We start from the raw sequence: 14,811 nt of genomic DNA, 5'->3' as shown, positions 1-14,811 counted from the left end.
CCGGTCAGCGATGCTTGGCGGTCTCCGTCGCGGTCGTCGTCGACGAGAACAACGCGATGGTGGATGCGCTCGCCGAGGTTGCGTCGACGCGACGCGTCGGGAACGGCCTCGACCCCGACACGGAGATGGGTCCCGTCATCACCGACGAGAGCCGCCGCCGCATCGAGGCGTCTGTGGAGCGAGCGGTTGCCGACGGGGCGAAGCCGCTTGTCGACGGTCGCGGGTGCCGAGTTCCGGACCACGAAGGCGGCTTCTTCACGGCTCCGACCATCCTGTCGGACGTGGCGACCGATGGCGATCTGGCGCGGACGGAAGTCTTCGGGCCCGTGCTCGCCCTGATGCGAGCGGGCGATCTGGACGACGCCATCCGCATCGTCAACGGCAGGCGATACGGCAACCAGGCGTCCATCTACACGTCAGACGGCGCGGCGGCGCGCAGGTTCCGCGTCGAAGCCAGCGCCGGGAATATCGGCGTCAACGTCGGCGTGGCGGCCCCGATGGCGTTCTTCCCCTTCAGCGGGTGGAACGACAGCTTCATGGGCGACTTGCACGGGCAGGGAGCGCACGCTGTCGAGTTCTACACGCAGACGAAGGTCGTCGTGGAACGCTGGGGAGCGCCGCGATGAGCTTCCGCGTCGGCATCGTGGGAACGGGCGGCATCGCGCACGCGCACGCCGGAGCGTGCGACGCGCTGGACGATGTCGAGCTCTGCGCCGTCGCGGACGTCTCCGCCGAGAGCGCCCAACGTTTCGCCGAGGCGAAAGGCGTGCCAGCGCACTTCGGCGATCTGGATGAGATGCTGCGCTCCGTGCAGCTCGACATAGCGATCATCTGCACGTGGGGCGTGGCGCACGCCGAGGTCGGCATATCCATCGCCGAATCGGGAGCCGTGCGCGCAATCCTGTGCGAGAAGCCCTTCACGCTGACGGGCGACGAGGCCGAATCCTTTGTGGCGGCCGCGCGGAACCACGGCGTTCTCATCGCCGAGGCGTTCAAGTTCCGCCACCATCTCCGGCACATCGAAGCGAAGCGCCGCGTCGACGCCGGCGCCATCGGCGAGCTCGTCACGCTGCGGAGCACCTTCTGCACGGGAGGCGGCGGCGCGTCGGTCGCATCTCGTACGCCCGAAGGCAACTGGCGGTTCAACCGCGCCAAGGGCGGTGGAGCCGTCTACGACCTGGCGTGCTACAACATCCACCACGCTCGGTTCATCCTGGGCGCGGAACCGATCCGCGTGTTCGCCCATCAGCGGCGCGGCATCGAGGTGGACGACGCGACGGACATCCTCATGGTCTTCCCTGAGGACCGGACGGCGCACATCTCGACCGGGTTCGACACGGGATATTCGGAGCATGTCGAGCTCTGCGGAACCGAGGGAACCATCCGCATGGCGCAGGCGTGGAACTGCGACGGGCAGTCGGTTACGCTAGAGTGCGCCACGCCCGGCAACGCGGAGACGGTGACGTTCGAGCCGACGAACCAGTTCGCCGCACAGCTCCGTCACCTCTGCGAGTGTCTTGAGTGCGGCGCTTCGCACCGGATTCCGCCGGAGGATTCGATCCGACAGATGCGCGTCATCGATGCTGTGTTCCGCTCCCTAGCGAGCGGAGAGTCCGTAGACCTCTGAGCATCGACGAACCCCAACCGAGGAAAGGGCGCTGATGGCAGGTCAGGGTGAAACGATCCTCTTCGAGGACAGGTTCCAGGGCAAGCTCGGTGACGGCTGGTCGTGGCTGCGCGAGCACGAGGGATTCTGGCGCATCGCGAACGGGGGGTTGGAGATACGCGTCGAGCCCGGCGTCGCGGATACCGTGCGCAACGCGCTCTTGAGACAGGCTCCGGATCGCTCCACCGGCTCCTACGCGATCGAGGTCACCGTGTCGAACCACACGCTGCCCACCCAGCAGTACGAGCAGGGAGGCATCACGTGGTACGTGGACGGCAAACCGGTGTTCAAGATCGTCAAGGAGCTCATCGACGGCGATCTGTGGATCATCCCCGGCAAGCCCTCCATGCGGACGAAGAGCGTCCGTCTGCGGCTCGTCGTGACGGCATCGACGTGGACGGCGCTGTTCCGACCGGAAGGCGAGAGCGAGTACCAGGAGGCGGCGAAGGGCGAGCTACCCGCGCCGAGGAATGACCAGGTGAGCATCCAGTGCTACAACGGACCCGCCGATGCCGAGCACTGGATCCGGTTCGAGGACTTCGCAGTCCTCCGACTCACGGGGGCGTAGAAACGCAAAGGGGCGACTTGCGTGTCGCCCCTTCGCTCGCTCCGGGCCCTGCCTAGTTCCCCTGGTTCGGACGGCCGCCGCCTGCACCGCCCCCACGGTTCCCACCGCCCTGTGGACGCTGCTGGTTCCCGCCGCCGGGCCCGCCCGTCTGGCGACGTCCCTGCTGCTCGAACCACGCATCGAGCTTGGCGTTCTGGTCAGCGGTGAGGACTTCCTTGACGCCATCTCTCAGCGTGCGGACTCCACCCATGACCGCCTGCATCCGCGCCTGACGATCTCCCTGCTCTCCGCCTTGCTGACCCGACATCTCGTCGAGCTGCTTCTTCGTATCTGCCCATTGCTTCTGGTAGACGCCCCGCAGCTTCACGAGCTGCTCGTTGTTCGTGTCCAGCTCCAGCGCGACGAACGCCCATGAACCGAAGACGGCTCGCTCGACCATGTCGCGCGGATTGAACATCATCCGCATCGGGTTCCCGTCGCCGGGCGCTCCCTGAGGTCCCCCGCCGCCCGGACGCTGCTGGGGAGCCTGCGCTCGCAGCGTCAGACCGGCTGCGACAACCAACGCGGCAACGACGCCATAGGCGATGCCTCGTGACACTCGCTTCATCGTGCTCCTCCGACTTGTCTGCCCTCGACCACGACGCGACCCACGGACTCACTGATAGACGAGTCCCAGACCCGTACGGATTATCCGATGTCCAAACGCCCTCTTGGTCGTTGCGCGGCTGGAACGCGGTTGGGATAATCGCCGCGATCCGATCCGATCGCGGGCACTCGCGAAGGAGACGCTCATGCGGTTCGGTCTCGTCCATCACTCCTTGGGACACGGCATCCCCGTCGAACAGGCGATCAAGCAGGCGTACGACTACGGCGCGCTCGTCTTCGCGACCGGCGTGAACCTCGGCACGCGCGAGATGATGCGCGACCTCATGGCGAAGTACTCGATGGACATCGTCACCGGTTGGGGCGACCGGTTCATCGAAAACGGCGACGCTCAGCCCACCGACGGCTTCATGCGGTTCTGCCGCGATGTGTGCCAGCCGCTGGGCATCCGCGTCGTCGGCACGGCATCGTCGCACCACCGCTGGCGGAAGGACCCGCCGCTCGCCGAACAGCTCTCCCTGTTGAGCGCGGCGCTCAAACGCCTCTGCGCCGTCGCCGTCGATTACGACGTGCAGATCGCCCTCGAAAACCACGCCGACTACCGCGCCTCGGACATCCTACAGATTATCGAGCGCGTGGATAGCCCCGCGATGCGCGTCCAGCTCGACACCGGGAACCCCTACGCCGTTGCGGAAGAACCGCTCGACGCGACTCGTCTGCTCGCGCCCTACACGTCCTCGACGCACATCAAGGACATGACGATCCGGCCCCTTACGGACGGCGAATGGGTGAAGGTCCTCGGCTGCCCGCTCGGTGAAGGCGATGTCGACTTGGCGGGCATTGCGCGCATTCTGAGCGAGAACGCGCCCACGGACCTGCCCTTCAACCTCGAAGTAGAGCCGCCTCACGGAACCGACAACGCCGCCGCGTGCCGCACGTCCGTCGAGCACGTCAAGGCGACCCTATCGGGCTACCTCGAACTCCAGCCCGCCAAGTGACAGCGCCGACCCGTCACCAGGGAGGACGAAGACGATGGCTGACCGGTACCGCCTTGGCGTGATCGGCGTCGGCGGCATGGGCATTGCCAACTACCACGCGGCGACGTTCGTCAGGACGGAGCGCGTCGATCTCGTCGCCTGCTGCGACATCAACGAAGCCGCGCTGGGGCCCTTCCAGGAGCGGTTCCGCGTCCCGGCTGTGTTCATCGACGCGCGGTCGATGCTCGAAGCGTCCAAGCTCGACCTCGTCGCCGTCTGCACCAACGAGACGGCTCACGCTGAGATGACCGTCCTCTCCGCATCCTACGCGCCGAAGGCGATCTTCTGCGAGAAGCCGATGGCGATGAGCCTCGACCAAGCCGACGGGATGCTGCACGCCTGCGCGGCGCACGGCACCCGTCTCTTCGTCGGGCACCAACGACGCTTCAACTCGCAGTACGCGCGGGCGTACGAGCTCCTCCAAGAAGGCGCCGTCGGCGAGCTCGAAAGCATCGAGGCGGCAGGGCATCCGGGCGGGTCGCTGCTGGTGGACGGCACGCATACGGTCGATCTGATCCGGTTCTTCGCGGACGAACCGCCCGTGAAGTGGGTTTTCGGGCAGGTCGAGGCGACGACGCGCCGGTTCGGGTGGGGGCACACGCTCGAAGATGCCGCGATGGCGATCATCTGCTTCGAGGGCGGCATGCGGGCGACCCTCGCCATCGGCGGATACCATACGCTGGCGAAGGAAGGGCTCCTGCCCTGTGAGTCGCAGGCGTACCACCGGATCCGCCTGCGCGGTTCGTCGGGAACCATCGAGATCAACGGTGATGGGCAGGTGGGCGACCGCCCGCTGCTGCGCGTCAAGCGCGGCAGCGAGTGGGAGCCCATCGAGATCGAGCAGGGGTGGTACAAGGGCGTCTCGCCGCACGCGGCGGCGCTGGACGCGCTCGAAGCCGACGAGCCGCACCTGCTCGACGCCACGAGTGCCAGGGCGACGCTCGAAGTGCTCCTGTCGATCTACGAATCGGCGCGGACGAATCGGCTCATCGAGATGCCGTTGGCGAATCGCGCCAACCCGTTCGACCAGTGGCTCGCGGAGCGCGACGCCGCTGCCGGTTGACCTGGGTGGTCGTCCGCTTCGTCGCTCCCGCGGAAGCGGGAGCCTAGAGTTCTGGATTCGCGCTTCCGCAGCAATGACGGATAGGTGTTGCCGCGTGATACAGCCGGGCTCGTGTGCGACGCAGAACCGGCCTACGGCTTGCGCGTCTGCCCAGCAACCGCCATGCGACGCGCCACGTAGTCGGCGATCTGCATATAGCCCTCCGCCCAGGTGTGACGCAGGTCGCCGATCTTCTCCATCGACGCTCCGGCTTCGTCGTAAAGGCTGTGCGGCACGTCCTTCGCCGCGACGAACCGGATGTTGCCCTTGTAGAGCCCGACGGTGATCTGCCCCGTCGCGAGCTGCGCGATGCCTTCTGTCACCTGGAGCAGCGACGCCGACGTCGGCGAGAACCACTCACCCTCGTAGACCGCGTCGGCGAGCTGCCGCGAAATGACGTCCATGAGCTTCCTGCGGCTCCGATCCAGCGTGAGCTGCAGCAGCTTCTCGTAGCAGTAGGCGAGAACCGACACGCCCGGCGACTCGTACACGCCCCGCGACTTGATCCCGATCCGCCGGTTCTCCACGACATCGATCCCGATGCCCACGCCGTTCCGCCCGCCGATGCGATTCAGCGTCTGGAATGCCTCGACGATGCCCATCGACTCGCCGTTGACCGCGATGGGGGTTCCCATCTCGAACCGGATCGTGAGCTCCTCGACTTTGTCGGGAGCCTGCATCGGCGAGACGCCCATGATGAAGTCGACGAAGTCGGAAGGCGTCGTGAGCTGCTCCAGCCTGCCAGCTTCGTGCGTCAGGCCACAGAAGTTGGCGTCGGTCGAGTAGGGCTTCTCCTCGGTCGCCGTCACTTGGAGCCCTTCGCGCTGGCAGTACTGGATCATGAGCCGCCGGCCGCCCAGCTCAGCTTCAAACTCCTCATCGCGCCAGGGAGCGTAGACGCTCACTTCCGGTGCGAGCATCGCGAGCGCCAGCTCGAAGCGGACCTGGTCGTTCCCGCGACCCGTCGCGCCGTGGGTCACGACGTCGATCCCGTGCTGTCGGATCACGGGAAGGGCGACTGCGACGGTCGCCATGCGCGCGATGCCCGTCGTGTTCCAGTACCCGCCTTCGTGCGACGCAGCGCCTCGGATCACCTGCAACATGTATTCCGCGAGGCGTTCCTTGCCGTCGAGCAGCAGCGCCTCCTTCGCGCCAGCGGCTTTCATGCGAGCAGGGATCACATCGAGGTTCTTCTCATCGGGCTGCCCCAGGTCGATCGTGAGAGCCGTCACATCGATGCCGGACGCGGACAGCCATCGTACGATCGTCGTGCTGTCCAGGCCGCCAGAGACGAGCGCGAGGATTTTCTTGCCGCGAAGGTCGTTCCTGTTCATGGGAGCTCTCCGAGTTCGCTGGAAGGTGATGGCATCACGCCTAGCTGAAAGTATAGTCCAGGATCGATGGGCTTTCTACGCGCCGCGCCGATGCCGCCTACGGCGGAGCTCCCTTGCATCGGCATGTTCTGCGTGTTAGATCGCTGACGTACGTGTCGCTCAGTGGCGACATGAGCCCACGTGTCCGCCGGTGACAGGAGAAGTGTCATGTCCCGGCAGCCCACCAGCGTATCGTTTCTGATTTCTCTCGCCTTTCACGGGATCGTTGCGGTCATTCTGCTGCTGTACGTGCTCGTCCAGAAAGAGATCATCCCCAACCCGTTCCAGGTGGACATCCTCGCGCCGCCTCCGCCGCCGAAGCCGTCCGTGCGCCGACCGGACATCAAGCCGGTTCCCAAGCCAATCGTGCTGCAAGAAGTCTCCGTCTCGGCTCCCCAGACGACCAACCGAGTCCACGCCACCGTCACCAGCACCGTCAAGACGAGCGATCTGCAGGCTCAGTCCGTCCTGGCGTTTGCCGACAAAGCGGTGCGCGTCGAAACCCCTCGCGTCGGCGACCGCCCGCGCGTGATCGACCCCAACGTCGCGGTTCCGCCCGTTGTGACGGCAGCCAACCTGCCCATCGCCGACACGCCGGATGCGCTTGCGTTCTCATCGCCATTGGGAACCGGCGGTCAGGGAGGCAGTGGGCGCGGCGTCGGTGGAACCGGGATTGGACGCGGGATCGCTCCGGGCAGGGCAGTGGCGCTGGTGTCGCAGTCGGCTCAGGATGTGAAGCTCGCCGGGCTCTCGCTCGTCGAACGGCTCAGCACGGTTATCGACGGCATCGGAGACATGCCGTTCACGATCACGCTGGGCGCTCCCGACGTGCTCCCGCTCCCAAAGGGGGAGCCCGGCGGGCGGGTCGTCGGGAAGGGCAAGGACATCCGGGGCGTGTTCCGGCTCGTCCGCGCCCGGCATCACCTGTCCGACTGGTGGACGGACGCCAGCGCGCTTTCGGGGCTGGCAAAGTGGCTCAACGCGAACACGAAGATCCACACCGACATGTCCGTCGAGGGCGGAGCCGTCGAGCTCCGAGATACGAACCTGCTGCGTGCGCCGGTCGTCTGGATGACGGGTCACGATCCCACTGTCGTGACGACGCGCGGCTTGTGGGGGGAATGGGGAGCGCAGATGCGGCAGGGCGTTGGAAGAATGGACAAGCGCCTTGAGGATGCGGAGGCGACGAACCTTCGCCGGTATCTGGTCGATCGACAGGGGCTCCTCGTATTCGACGATTGCGGTTTGGGATTCGGTCATCGCCAGGCGCTGCTGGAGGTCGTCCGGGCGGAGCTCCAGCGGATCGTGCCGGAGTACCCCATCGTCCCCATTCCCAACGACCACGAGATCTACAACAACTTCTACGAGCTCGGTGGTCCCCCGGTCGGGTTCGACGTGCAGTGGATTGCGTGGTGGGGGCAGGGGCATTCGCTTAAGCGGCGCAACTACATCGAAGGGATCATGTTCGACGGGCGCATCGGCGTCATCCTGAGCAACCGCGACTACATGTGCGCCATGCAGACGGTCGGGCATCCCAGCATGGGGTATCTGCCGCGCGGCGTGCCGTCGGCGTATCGGTGGGCGACGAACGTCGTCGTCTATGGGCTGACGCACGGGAACATCGCGCAGTACAGCGACTACGTGCCGGAGAACCGACTCGCGGACGAGCCGATGCCCTTCAAGGCTCCGCTATCGACGCGCATCCCGTCCACGCCGATCCCACTGGAGGAATAGCCCTGCTGCACACAAGGCTCGTGTGGGTTCTGCGCTACGCCCAGAATGGCAGGTGGGGCAGCGGCCGGTAGGACGGGTCGTAAGGGCGGGCTTCAGACCCGCCCCAGGGTTCTGATGCTAGAACGACACGCCCTTGCCCGTCTCAGCCGACTTGTACATCGCCTCGGTGATCTTCACGACCGTCACGCCGATGGCTCCGGTCTCGATCAGCTCACACCGACCCAGCAGACCCCAAACCCAGTGCTTGTGGCTCCCGTCGTAGCCGTCGTTCCACCGACCGAACGAGCGCTGCCGGCGTTCGTACGAGTCGATGTCGAATGTGACGTTCGCGTCCATGTCGTGGAGATGCGTGTAGAAAGCGAAGGGCTCCAGCCTGATCCCGCCGAGGGAGCCCATGATGCGGTCGCCTTCGCCGCCGTCCATGTGCGCCGCCCACGCTTCCTCGACGAACATGGCTACGTCGCCCTCGAACCGGACAAATCCGGTTCCCAACTCCTCAACGTTGTAGCCGCTCGCCTTGCGGCGTTCCTCGTCCATCGGGAGTTCCTGGAACGTGGACGCCAAGACGCTCTGCACCGGCGGGTTCCCCAGCAGATAGACCATCCGCGCCATGTGATATACCGCCATGTCGGGCAAAGCCCCGCCGCCCGACTTGTCCTTCTGCACGAAGTGTGGCGTCGCGTATCCGTCGACGTACACGCGCCCACGACGGCGGTAGTGGCTCGTCTTGACGTAATAGACGCGTCCAAGCGCTCCTTCCTCGATGAGGCGTTTCGTCGTCCGCACTTCCTTGCCGAACAGCGTGCCAACCTGCATTCCTAGCTTCTTGCCGGTGCGGCGTGACGCCGCCAGCATCGTGTCCGCGTCGGAGCCCTTGATCGTCAATGGCTTTTCGCAGTAGACGTGCTTGCCGGCTTCCATCGCCGCGATGGACACTGGCGCATGGAGCACGTTCGGCAGGCACACGTCCACCGCGTCGATATCGTCGATCTTCAGCAGGTCTTTGTAGTCGGCGAAGACGTTCTTAACGCCGGCTTCGCCTGCGACGCGCTTCGCTTCCGCCTCGTCGATGTCCGCCAGAGCGACGATCTCGACGTCGTTCGGCATGCCTCGGTAGCTGTTCACGTGGCTCTTGCCGATGATTCCCGTTCCGATGACCCCGACCTTGAGCTTCCCAGCCATTGCGTTCCCTCTCGTGGACTGGCGCCGGCTCTCCGACGCGCGTACTGGCGAGCATAACGCCCCACGCCGGCGTGTCAAGGCTGGGCTCGCGCCTTGAGCCGGACAGCCGGTTCCGCTATCGTCCACACGCCACGGAACGCAGGGCAGACGCGCGAGAAGGAGACGGCAATGTACCGCGTGGGCGTGATCGGACTGGGCAGCATCGCGGCTCGCTACTCGACGCCGAGCGACGCGCATCCCTACTGTCATGTCGGCGGCATCCGGCTCTGCGATGCGACGGAGCTCGTCGCCGTCGCGGACATGTCGGCGGAACGGCGCGACGAGTTCGCCAAGACGTGGGGACCTGTCTTCCCCGACGGGTTCCGCTACTACGAGACCGACCGCGAGATGCTCGAGAACGAGCAACTCGACATCGTCGCCGTGTGCGTCCGCGGGCCCTTCCACTTCGCCGTCATGCAGAAAGCGCTGAAAGCCGACATTCGCGCCATCTTTCTCGAGAAGCCCGCCGGATGCTCGCTCCATGAAGTGGACGAGATGACGCGCGTCGCCGAGTCGCGCGGCATCCCCACGGTGGTGGACTACTCGCGACATTGGGCTCCGCATCTCATCCGGCTGCAGTCGCTCGTCGCCGATGGGTTGGTGGGACAGGTTCAGTCGGTGATCGGCTACTGCGGCGGCACGATCCTCTCGTTCGCGATCCACACGACGGACCTCATCTGCCAGTTCGCGGGCTACGATCCCATCTCGGTCGCCGCGCACATATCGACCGGAGGCGGCGAGATGCCAGCCGGATACGAGCCGGAGCCCGCCATCGTCGGGGCTTCGATTCGGTTCGCGAGCGGCGTCCAGGGGTTCCACGTGGGGAACCACGGCAAGGCTCCCGCGTTCGCCGTCGATGTCCTGGGAACCGAAGGGCAGCTCCGCTGCGGCATCTACACGGGAACCGTTCTGCTCGACAAGGATGGTAAGCGCGTCGACAACGCGACGCTCGATCTGCCGCCCAACGAGAGCGTCTTCAAGGTCGCCTATCAGCAGATCGCCGACCACCTCGGCGGCGGGCCCGCCCCGCATTGCTCCGGCGCGGACTACATGGCGGTCAACGAGATCGGCTTCGCCACCATCGAGAGCGGTCTGACGGGCGAGACCGTCGCCATCCCGTGCGCCCGACGCGACCGACTCATCTGGGCGAACGGCTGACGCAGGTAGGGAGCCGCCGTGACACCCAAGGAACGCGTCCTCGCCGCGTTGAGCCATCTGACGCCGGACCGCATCCCGAAGTTCGACTCCTTCTGGTCGGAGTTCGCGTCGGCGTGCCGGAAGGAGCTCAGGCTCCCGCCGAACACGAATCTCGACGACCACTTCGGCATCGACATCACCATCGCCGTCGCCGATGAGACACCCTTCCCGACGAAGGCGCGCACGCTCTGGCGAAGCGGAGGCGACACGATCTCCCGCGACTCATGGGGCAGAACCGTCCGGACACGCGACGGAGCCTACTTCTACGAAGTCCTCGAGGTTCCCATCACGACGCGGGCTGGCCTGGACCGAGTGGCGTTCGACCCACCGACGATGCCGGAGCGGTACGGCGGTTTCGAGCGGGTCGTGGCGGCGCGGCGCGCGAAGTCAGCGGTGTTCTGCAAGACCGGAGGGCCCTACCTCCGCACGACGTTCATCCGGGGCGAGACGGACTTCCTGATGGACTGCGCCTCCGATCCGGAGTTCGCCAAAGCGCTCGCGGACCGCGTCGCCGACCACATCATCGAGATCGGCGTCGAGTCCATCCGGCGCGGGAACCTGGCGGACACCGGCTTGTGGATCTACGACGACATGGCGTTCAACGACCAGCCGTTCGTGTCGCCCAAGTCGTTCGAGCGCATCTTCCTTCCCGCCTACTGCCGGATGGTCGAGGCGTTCCGACGCGCCGGCGCGAGGCACGTCATCCTTCACAGCGACGGAAACATCGGACCCCTGCTCGACATGCTGCTCGACGCAGGCATCGACGGCATCAATCCGGTGGAACCGAAGGCGTCCATGTCGGTCGTCGAACTCAAGCGGCGGTACGGCGACCGGCTCTCGCTGATCGGCGGCATGTGCAACGCCAACGTCTTGCCGTTCGGCGCTCACGCAGAGATCGCCCAGCAGGCGCGGGAGATCATCGAGTGCGGCAGGGATGGCGGCGTCATCATCGGCGCGCACTCCATTGGGCCCGACATCCCCGTCGCGAGCTACTGCGCCTATCACGACACGGTCATGTCGGAAGGGGTCTACCAATGAGGCGATTCGCGGTCGTGGGGGTTCTTGTGCTGCTTCTGACGCCCTGGGCAGCGGCATCGGATCCGCTGCGCGCGGGCGTGGCGACCGTGGACATCACGCCGCCGGTCGGCTTCCCGATGTGGGGATACGGCGCGCGGCACGACATGCCGAGTCAGGGGGTCATGGACCCGCTCCACGCCAAGGCAGTCGTGCTAGAGGCAGGAGACCAGCGGCTCGCGCTCGTCGGGCTCGACCTGGGCAGGGCTCCAATGCGCGATTCGATGGCGCGCATCCGCGAGCAAGTGCGGGACGAGTCGGGCGTGGGAACCGTGCTGATCGTCGGTTCGCACACCCACCACGGGCCTGTCATCGAGACGACCAACTGGCCCACGCCGGAGCATCCCTACGTGCGCGACCTCGAAGCCAGAATCGCCGATGCAATCCGGCTCGCGTCCGAGAGCCTGGTGTCGGTGCGACTGGGAACTGCCTCGAAAGAGGTTCCTCTGAACCGGAACCGCCACTGGAAGCTGCCGAACCCACCCGTGGACCGCGAGCTATCCGTCATCCGGCTCGACCGAGCGGACGGAACGCCGCTGGCGATCCTCGTCAACTTCGCCGCCCATCCGACGATGACGCCAGGCGAGGACCTGCGCTTCTCGGCGGACTATCCGGGCTACATGATGGCGCGGGTCCAGGACGAGCTCGGGGGAACCTGCGTCTTCCTGCAAGGCGCAGCGGGCGACCTGTCCGCCAACGCCGACGGTCGGAGCGTCGCGGAGTTCGGGAAGGCGCTGGGCGACGCTGTGATCGAGGTCGCTCGACTGGCGACGCCCGTCATGCTGGACGACGCGTCGATCCAGTCGCGCGAGGACGACTTCCATTTCGAGTCGCGCGTGGACTTCTCACCGCCACTGGTGCTGGAGCTCTTCGCGCAGGCGTTCTATCGCGATCTCGCAGTGGCGGGAATCGCCGAGTTCGCGCCGGGCATCCGGCCGCACCTGACGACGGCTCTCCTCTCGGACGGCAGGCGGCCGTTGCTGGCGTTGGTGGGCGCTTCAGGCGAGTTCTTCTGCGACCACGCGATCCAACTGAAGCGGCGTCTGCCCGTGCGGACGATGGTCTTCGGCTACTGCAACGACTACCAGTGGTACTTCCCAACCATCGAGTCAGCCGCGCAGGGGGGTTACGGTGGGGATTCGACGGTCGCTCCGGCGGAAGTAGGAGCCGGCGAGCAGGTAATCAACCGCGCCCTGATGCGCGTTTTCGAGATGATAGGCAAGTGGTGAGCCGCGATCAGCGCGACGTCTCGCCCTCGACGACGCGTATCTGGCGGTTCGCCGCAACGTTCTCGAGAACATCGACGATGCCCGAGGGCCACCGGATTTCGAGCCGATCCACTTGCACCGCGTCACCCAGTCCGAAGTGCGCCCGGACGTCGTTCTGCGAGATGTAGCTTCCGCCGCTGCAGACCTCGGTCCTGAGCGAACTCCCTCCGACCGTCGCCGTGAGGCGCGCGCCGATGCCCAGCCAGTTGCTCTGCCGGCCCTCGAGTGACACCAGCAGGTAGTTGCCGCGTTCCGAGTCGTTCCGCAGCAGGTCCGCCGTGTCGTGGGCGTTCGACACGAGGATGTCGATGTCGCCGTCGTTGTCGTAGTCGCCGAACGCCGTGCCCCGGCTCACTTTGACGAGCGCTATCCCCGAACCCGCGTCCCCGCTGATGTCCTCGAACGTCGCGTCCCGACGGTTCCGATAGAGCGAGTTTCGCTGCGCATAGGACGTCGTTGCGTCGTACTCGTCGACGAGGTCTTGGATGTGCCCGTTGGCGATGAAGAGGTCGAGCCAGCCGTCGTTGTCGGCATCGAACAGCGCGGTTCCCCAACTGACGTTAGGGAGCGTCGCGCCGAGACCGCTGGTGAACGACGCGTCTCGGTAGAACCCCGATCCGTCGTTGTGGTAGACGGTGTTGTACTGCCGCTGGAAGTTCGTCACAACGATGTCGAGGCGGCCGTCTCGGTCGTAGTCCCCGACGGCGACGCCCATGCTCCCCTGCGGGTTCCCGTTCTCGTCGGCATCGACTCCCGCCATCCACGCCATCTCCTCGAAGTGCGCGGAGCCGTCGTTGATGAACAGGAAGTTGGGCGTGCCATCGTTGGCAACGTAGATGTCCACGTCACCGTCGTCATCGACGTCGGTGAACCGGACGCCGAGACCCTTACCGCCCGGCTGGTAGACGCCGGCTTCGCGCGTGATGTCCGTGAACGTCCCGTCGCCGTTGTTGCGGAAGAGCCGGTCAGCGTCGCCCTCGTAGGCTTCGGGTCCGCAGTAGATGGGAACCCCCTGCTCCTCGCAGGTTGTGTTCCGCGACAGGTCCCACTTGCAGTAGAACACGACGTAGAGATCGAGATCGCCGTCGTTGTCGATGTCTCCGAACGCGGCGGCGGTGCTCCAGCGCGGATCAGCCACGCCCGCTGCCACGGTCACGTCGCGGAACGTGCCGTCGCCCTGGTTCCGATAGAGGATCGTCTTGCCGTAGTTAGTGACGAAGAGGTCGGTCCAGCCATCGTTGTCGTAGTCCCCGGCGCAGACGCCCGTGCCGTAACCCGTGTCGCCGACTCCGGCGGCGTCGGTCACGTCGCGGAAGGTTCCGTCGCCCTGGTTCCGGTAGAGTCGGTTCCTGGGAAGGTCGGTTGTCGGCTCCGCCGAGGTGGGGAAGTCGGCGGCGCTGACGAGGTAGGCGTCGAGCCAGCCGTCGTTGTCGTAGTCGATCCAGGCGCAACCGCTGCCGATCGTCTCGATGAAGTAGCGCTCGCCCGACCTGCCGTCGAAGTGACGGAAGTCGATACCCGACGAAACGGTGGCATCGGTGAATCGGACATCGGGCGATGCGGCGGCGGCGATGCAGAACGACGCGACGAGGCTGACAACTGCCCCCAGACGTGCCATGTGGAATCCCCCGGAGCAGTGTAGCGCACCTGCCGGAGAACGGCACGCCTCAGACGGACGCCATTGCCTCCATCATCGGGTCGTGGTTGCACATGGGTTCGGACGCGAGGTAGTCCCCGGTCAGCGCGTAGGCGCGCCCTCGGTTCCCGCCGCACACGACGCGGTACTCGCAGCGCCCGCACTTGCCCTTGAGCAGGTCGGGATCGCGCAGCTCGCGGAAGAGCGGCGCGTTGCGGTAGATGTCTACCAGCGACTTCACGCGCACGTTGCCGTCACAAATCGGCAGGAACCCACTGGGGTACACGTCGCCAACATGCGAGACGAACACCAGGCCCTTGCCGTCGTTTGCG

12 protein-coding genes and 1 pseudogene are annotated in these 14,811 nt (G+C 66.0%); 9 read left to right on the top strand and 4 right to left on the bottom strand.

The features are described 5' to 3' along the window. From FJZ36_13825 to FJZ36_13815, 3 genes are all read left to right on the top strand, one after another. Positions 1 to 626: aldehyde dehydrogenase family protein (locus tag FJZ36_13825; GenBank protein ID MBM3215984.1), on the top strand; the 626-nt coding region annotated here is incomplete at its 5' end. Beyond that, positions 623 to 1,627, top strand: a complete 1,005-nt coding sequence (locus tag FJZ36_13820) for a Gfo/Idh/MocA family oxidoreductase (GenBank protein ID MBM3215983.1) — start codon at positions 623 to 625, stop codon at positions 1,625 to 1,627. The genes FJZ36_13825 and FJZ36_13820, both read left to right, overlap by 4 nt. A gap of 34 nt (positions 1,628 to 1,661) precedes the next feature. Further along, a complete protein-coding gene (locus tag FJZ36_13815) occupies positions 1,662 to 2,234 on the top strand; it encodes a hypothetical protein (protein ID MBM3215982.1) in 573 nt (190 codons plus the stop codon). Positions 2,235 to 2,301: 67 nt separating this feature from the next. On the opposite strand, the pseudogene FJZ36_13810 reads toward FJZ36_13815, so the two are convergent. Next, positions 2,302 to 2,394 (bottom strand): annotated as a pseudogene (locus FJZ36_13810) (RNA-binding protein). Positions 2,395 to 3,025: 631 nt separating this feature from the next. On the opposite strand from FJZ36_13810, the gene FJZ36_13805 reads away from it, so the two are divergent. After that, complete coding sequence (locus tag FJZ36_13805) at positions 3,026 to 3,835, top strand: sugar phosphate isomerase/epimerase (protein ID MBM3215981.1); 810 nt, start codon at positions 3,026 to 3,028, stop codon at positions 3,833 to 3,835. Positions 3,836 to 3,869: 34 nt separating this feature from the next. Further along, positions 3,870 to 4,937 (top strand): Gfo/Idh/MocA family oxidoreductase, encoded by a 1,068-nt coding sequence (locus FJZ36_13800; protein ID MBM3215980.1) that lies wholly within the window; start codon positions 3,870 to 3,872, stop codon positions 4,935 to 4,937. A 131-nt stretch (positions 4,938 to 5,068) separates the two neighbouring features. On the opposite strand, the gene argG is transcribed toward FJZ36_13800, so the two are convergent. Further along, positions 5,069 to 6,310, bottom strand: a complete 1,242-nt coding sequence (gene argG / locus FJZ36_13795) for an argininosuccinate synthase (GenBank protein ID MBM3215979.1) — start codon at positions 6,308 to 6,310, stop codon at positions 5,069 to 5,071. A 207-nt stretch (positions 6,311 to 6,517) separates the two neighbouring features. On the opposite strand from argG, the gene FJZ36_13790 reads away from it, so the two are divergent. Beyond that, on the top strand, positions 6,518 to 8,083 hold the full coding sequence (locus tag FJZ36_13790; GenBank protein MBM3215978.1) for a DUF4159 domain-containing protein: 1,566 nt from the start codon (positions 6,518 to 6,520) through the stop codon (positions 8,081 to 8,083). Between the two features lie 117 nt (positions 8,084 to 8,200). On the opposite strand, the gene FJZ36_13785 is transcribed toward FJZ36_13790, so the two are convergent. Further along, positions 8,201 to 9,514, bottom strand: coding sequence for a Gfo/Idh/MocA family oxidoreductase (locus FJZ36_13785; GenBank protein MBM3215977.1), 1,314 nt, complete (start codon positions 9,512 to 9,514; stop codon positions 8,201 to 8,203). Here FJZ36_13785 and FJZ36_13780 point away from each other — a divergent pair. Genes FJZ36_13780 through FJZ36_13770 form a run of 3 tightly spaced genes read left to right on the top strand, consistent with a single transcriptional unit; the run spans position 9,434 to position 12,804 of the window. Beyond that, entirely contained in the window at positions 9,434 to 10,462 is a 1,029-nt protein-coding gene (locus FJZ36_13780; protein MBM3215976.1) for a Gfo/Idh/MocA family oxidoreductase, read from the top strand. The two genes, FJZ36_13785 and FJZ36_13780, sit on opposite strands and share 81 nt — an antisense overlap. 18 nt (positions 10,463 to 10,480) lie before the next feature. Further along, positions 10,481 to 11,539 (top strand): hypothetical protein, encoded by a 1,059-nt coding sequence (locus tag FJZ36_13775; GenBank protein MBM3215975.1) that lies wholly within the window; start codon positions 10,481 to 10,483, stop codon positions 11,537 to 11,539. Next, the gene (locus tag FJZ36_13770; GenBank protein MBM3215974.1) at positions 11,536 to 12,804 is read left to right on the top strand and encodes a hypothetical protein; all 1,269 of its coding nucleotides are present in this window, start codon (positions 11,536 to 11,538) and stop codon (positions 12,802 to 12,804) included. The genes FJZ36_13775 and FJZ36_13770 overlap by 4 nt, the downstream gene beginning before the upstream one ends. Before the next feature lie 7 nt (positions 12,805 to 12,811). Here the strand turns inward: FJZ36_13770 and FJZ36_13765 are convergent, their stop codons facing one another. After that, positions 12,812 to 14,461, bottom strand: coding sequence for a CRTAC1 family protein (locus tag FJZ36_13765; GenBank protein ID MBM3215973.1), 1,650 nt, complete (start codon positions 14,459 to 14,461; stop codon positions 12,812 to 12,814). Positions 14,462 to 14,811 lie beyond the last annotated feature (350 nt).

It is taken from the genome of Candidatus Poribacteria bacterium (assembly GCA_016866785.1).
Lineage (GTDB): Bacteria > Poribacteria > WGA-4E.
This window is presented reverse-complemented; position numbering and strand designations above follow the sequence as displayed.

Bases quoted from the DNA above. Each gene is read 5' to 3' on its own strand.
- FJZ36_13785 (MBM3215977.1), bottom strand. From the start codon at position 9,514: ATGACAGTAGGGATGCGCGTCGCTCGGCGTCGAGTAGCGAGCCGCGAT.
- FJZ36_13805 (MBM3215981.1), top strand. From the start codon at position 3,026: ATGCGGTTCGGTCTCGTCCATCACTCCTTGGGACACGGCATCCCCGTC.
- FJZ36_13770 (MBM3215974.1), top strand. From the start codon at position 11,536: ATGAGGCGATTCGCGGTCGTGGGGGTTCTTGTGCTGCTTCTGACGCCC.
- FJZ36_13780 (MBM3215976.1), top strand. From the start codon at position 9,434: ATGTACCGCGTGGGCGTGATCGGACTGGGCAGCATCGCGGCTCGCTAC.
- FJZ36_13815 (MBM3215982.1), top strand. From the start codon at position 1,662: ATGGCAGGTCAGGGTGAAACGATCCTCTTCGAGGACAGGTTCCAGGGC.
- FJZ36_13820 (MBM3215983.1), top strand. From the start codon at position 623: ATGAGCTTCCGCGTCGGCATCGTGGGAACGGGCGGCATCGCGCACGCG.
- FJZ36_13790 (MBM3215978.1), top strand. From the start codon at position 6,518: ATGTCCCGGCAGCCCACCAGCGTATCGTTTCTGATTTCTCTCGCCTTT.
- FJZ36_13765 (MBM3215973.1), bottom strand. From the start codon at position 14,461: ATGGCACGTCTGGGGGCAGTTGTCAGCCTCGTCGCGTCGTTCTGCATC.
- argG (MBM3215979.1), bottom strand. From the start codon at position 6,310: ATGAACAGGAACGACCTTCGCGGCAAGAAAATCCTCGCGCTCGTCTCT.
- FJZ36_13800 (MBM3215980.1), top strand. From the start codon at position 3,870: ATGGCTGACCGGTACCGCCTTGGCGTGATCGGCGTCGGCGGCATGGGC.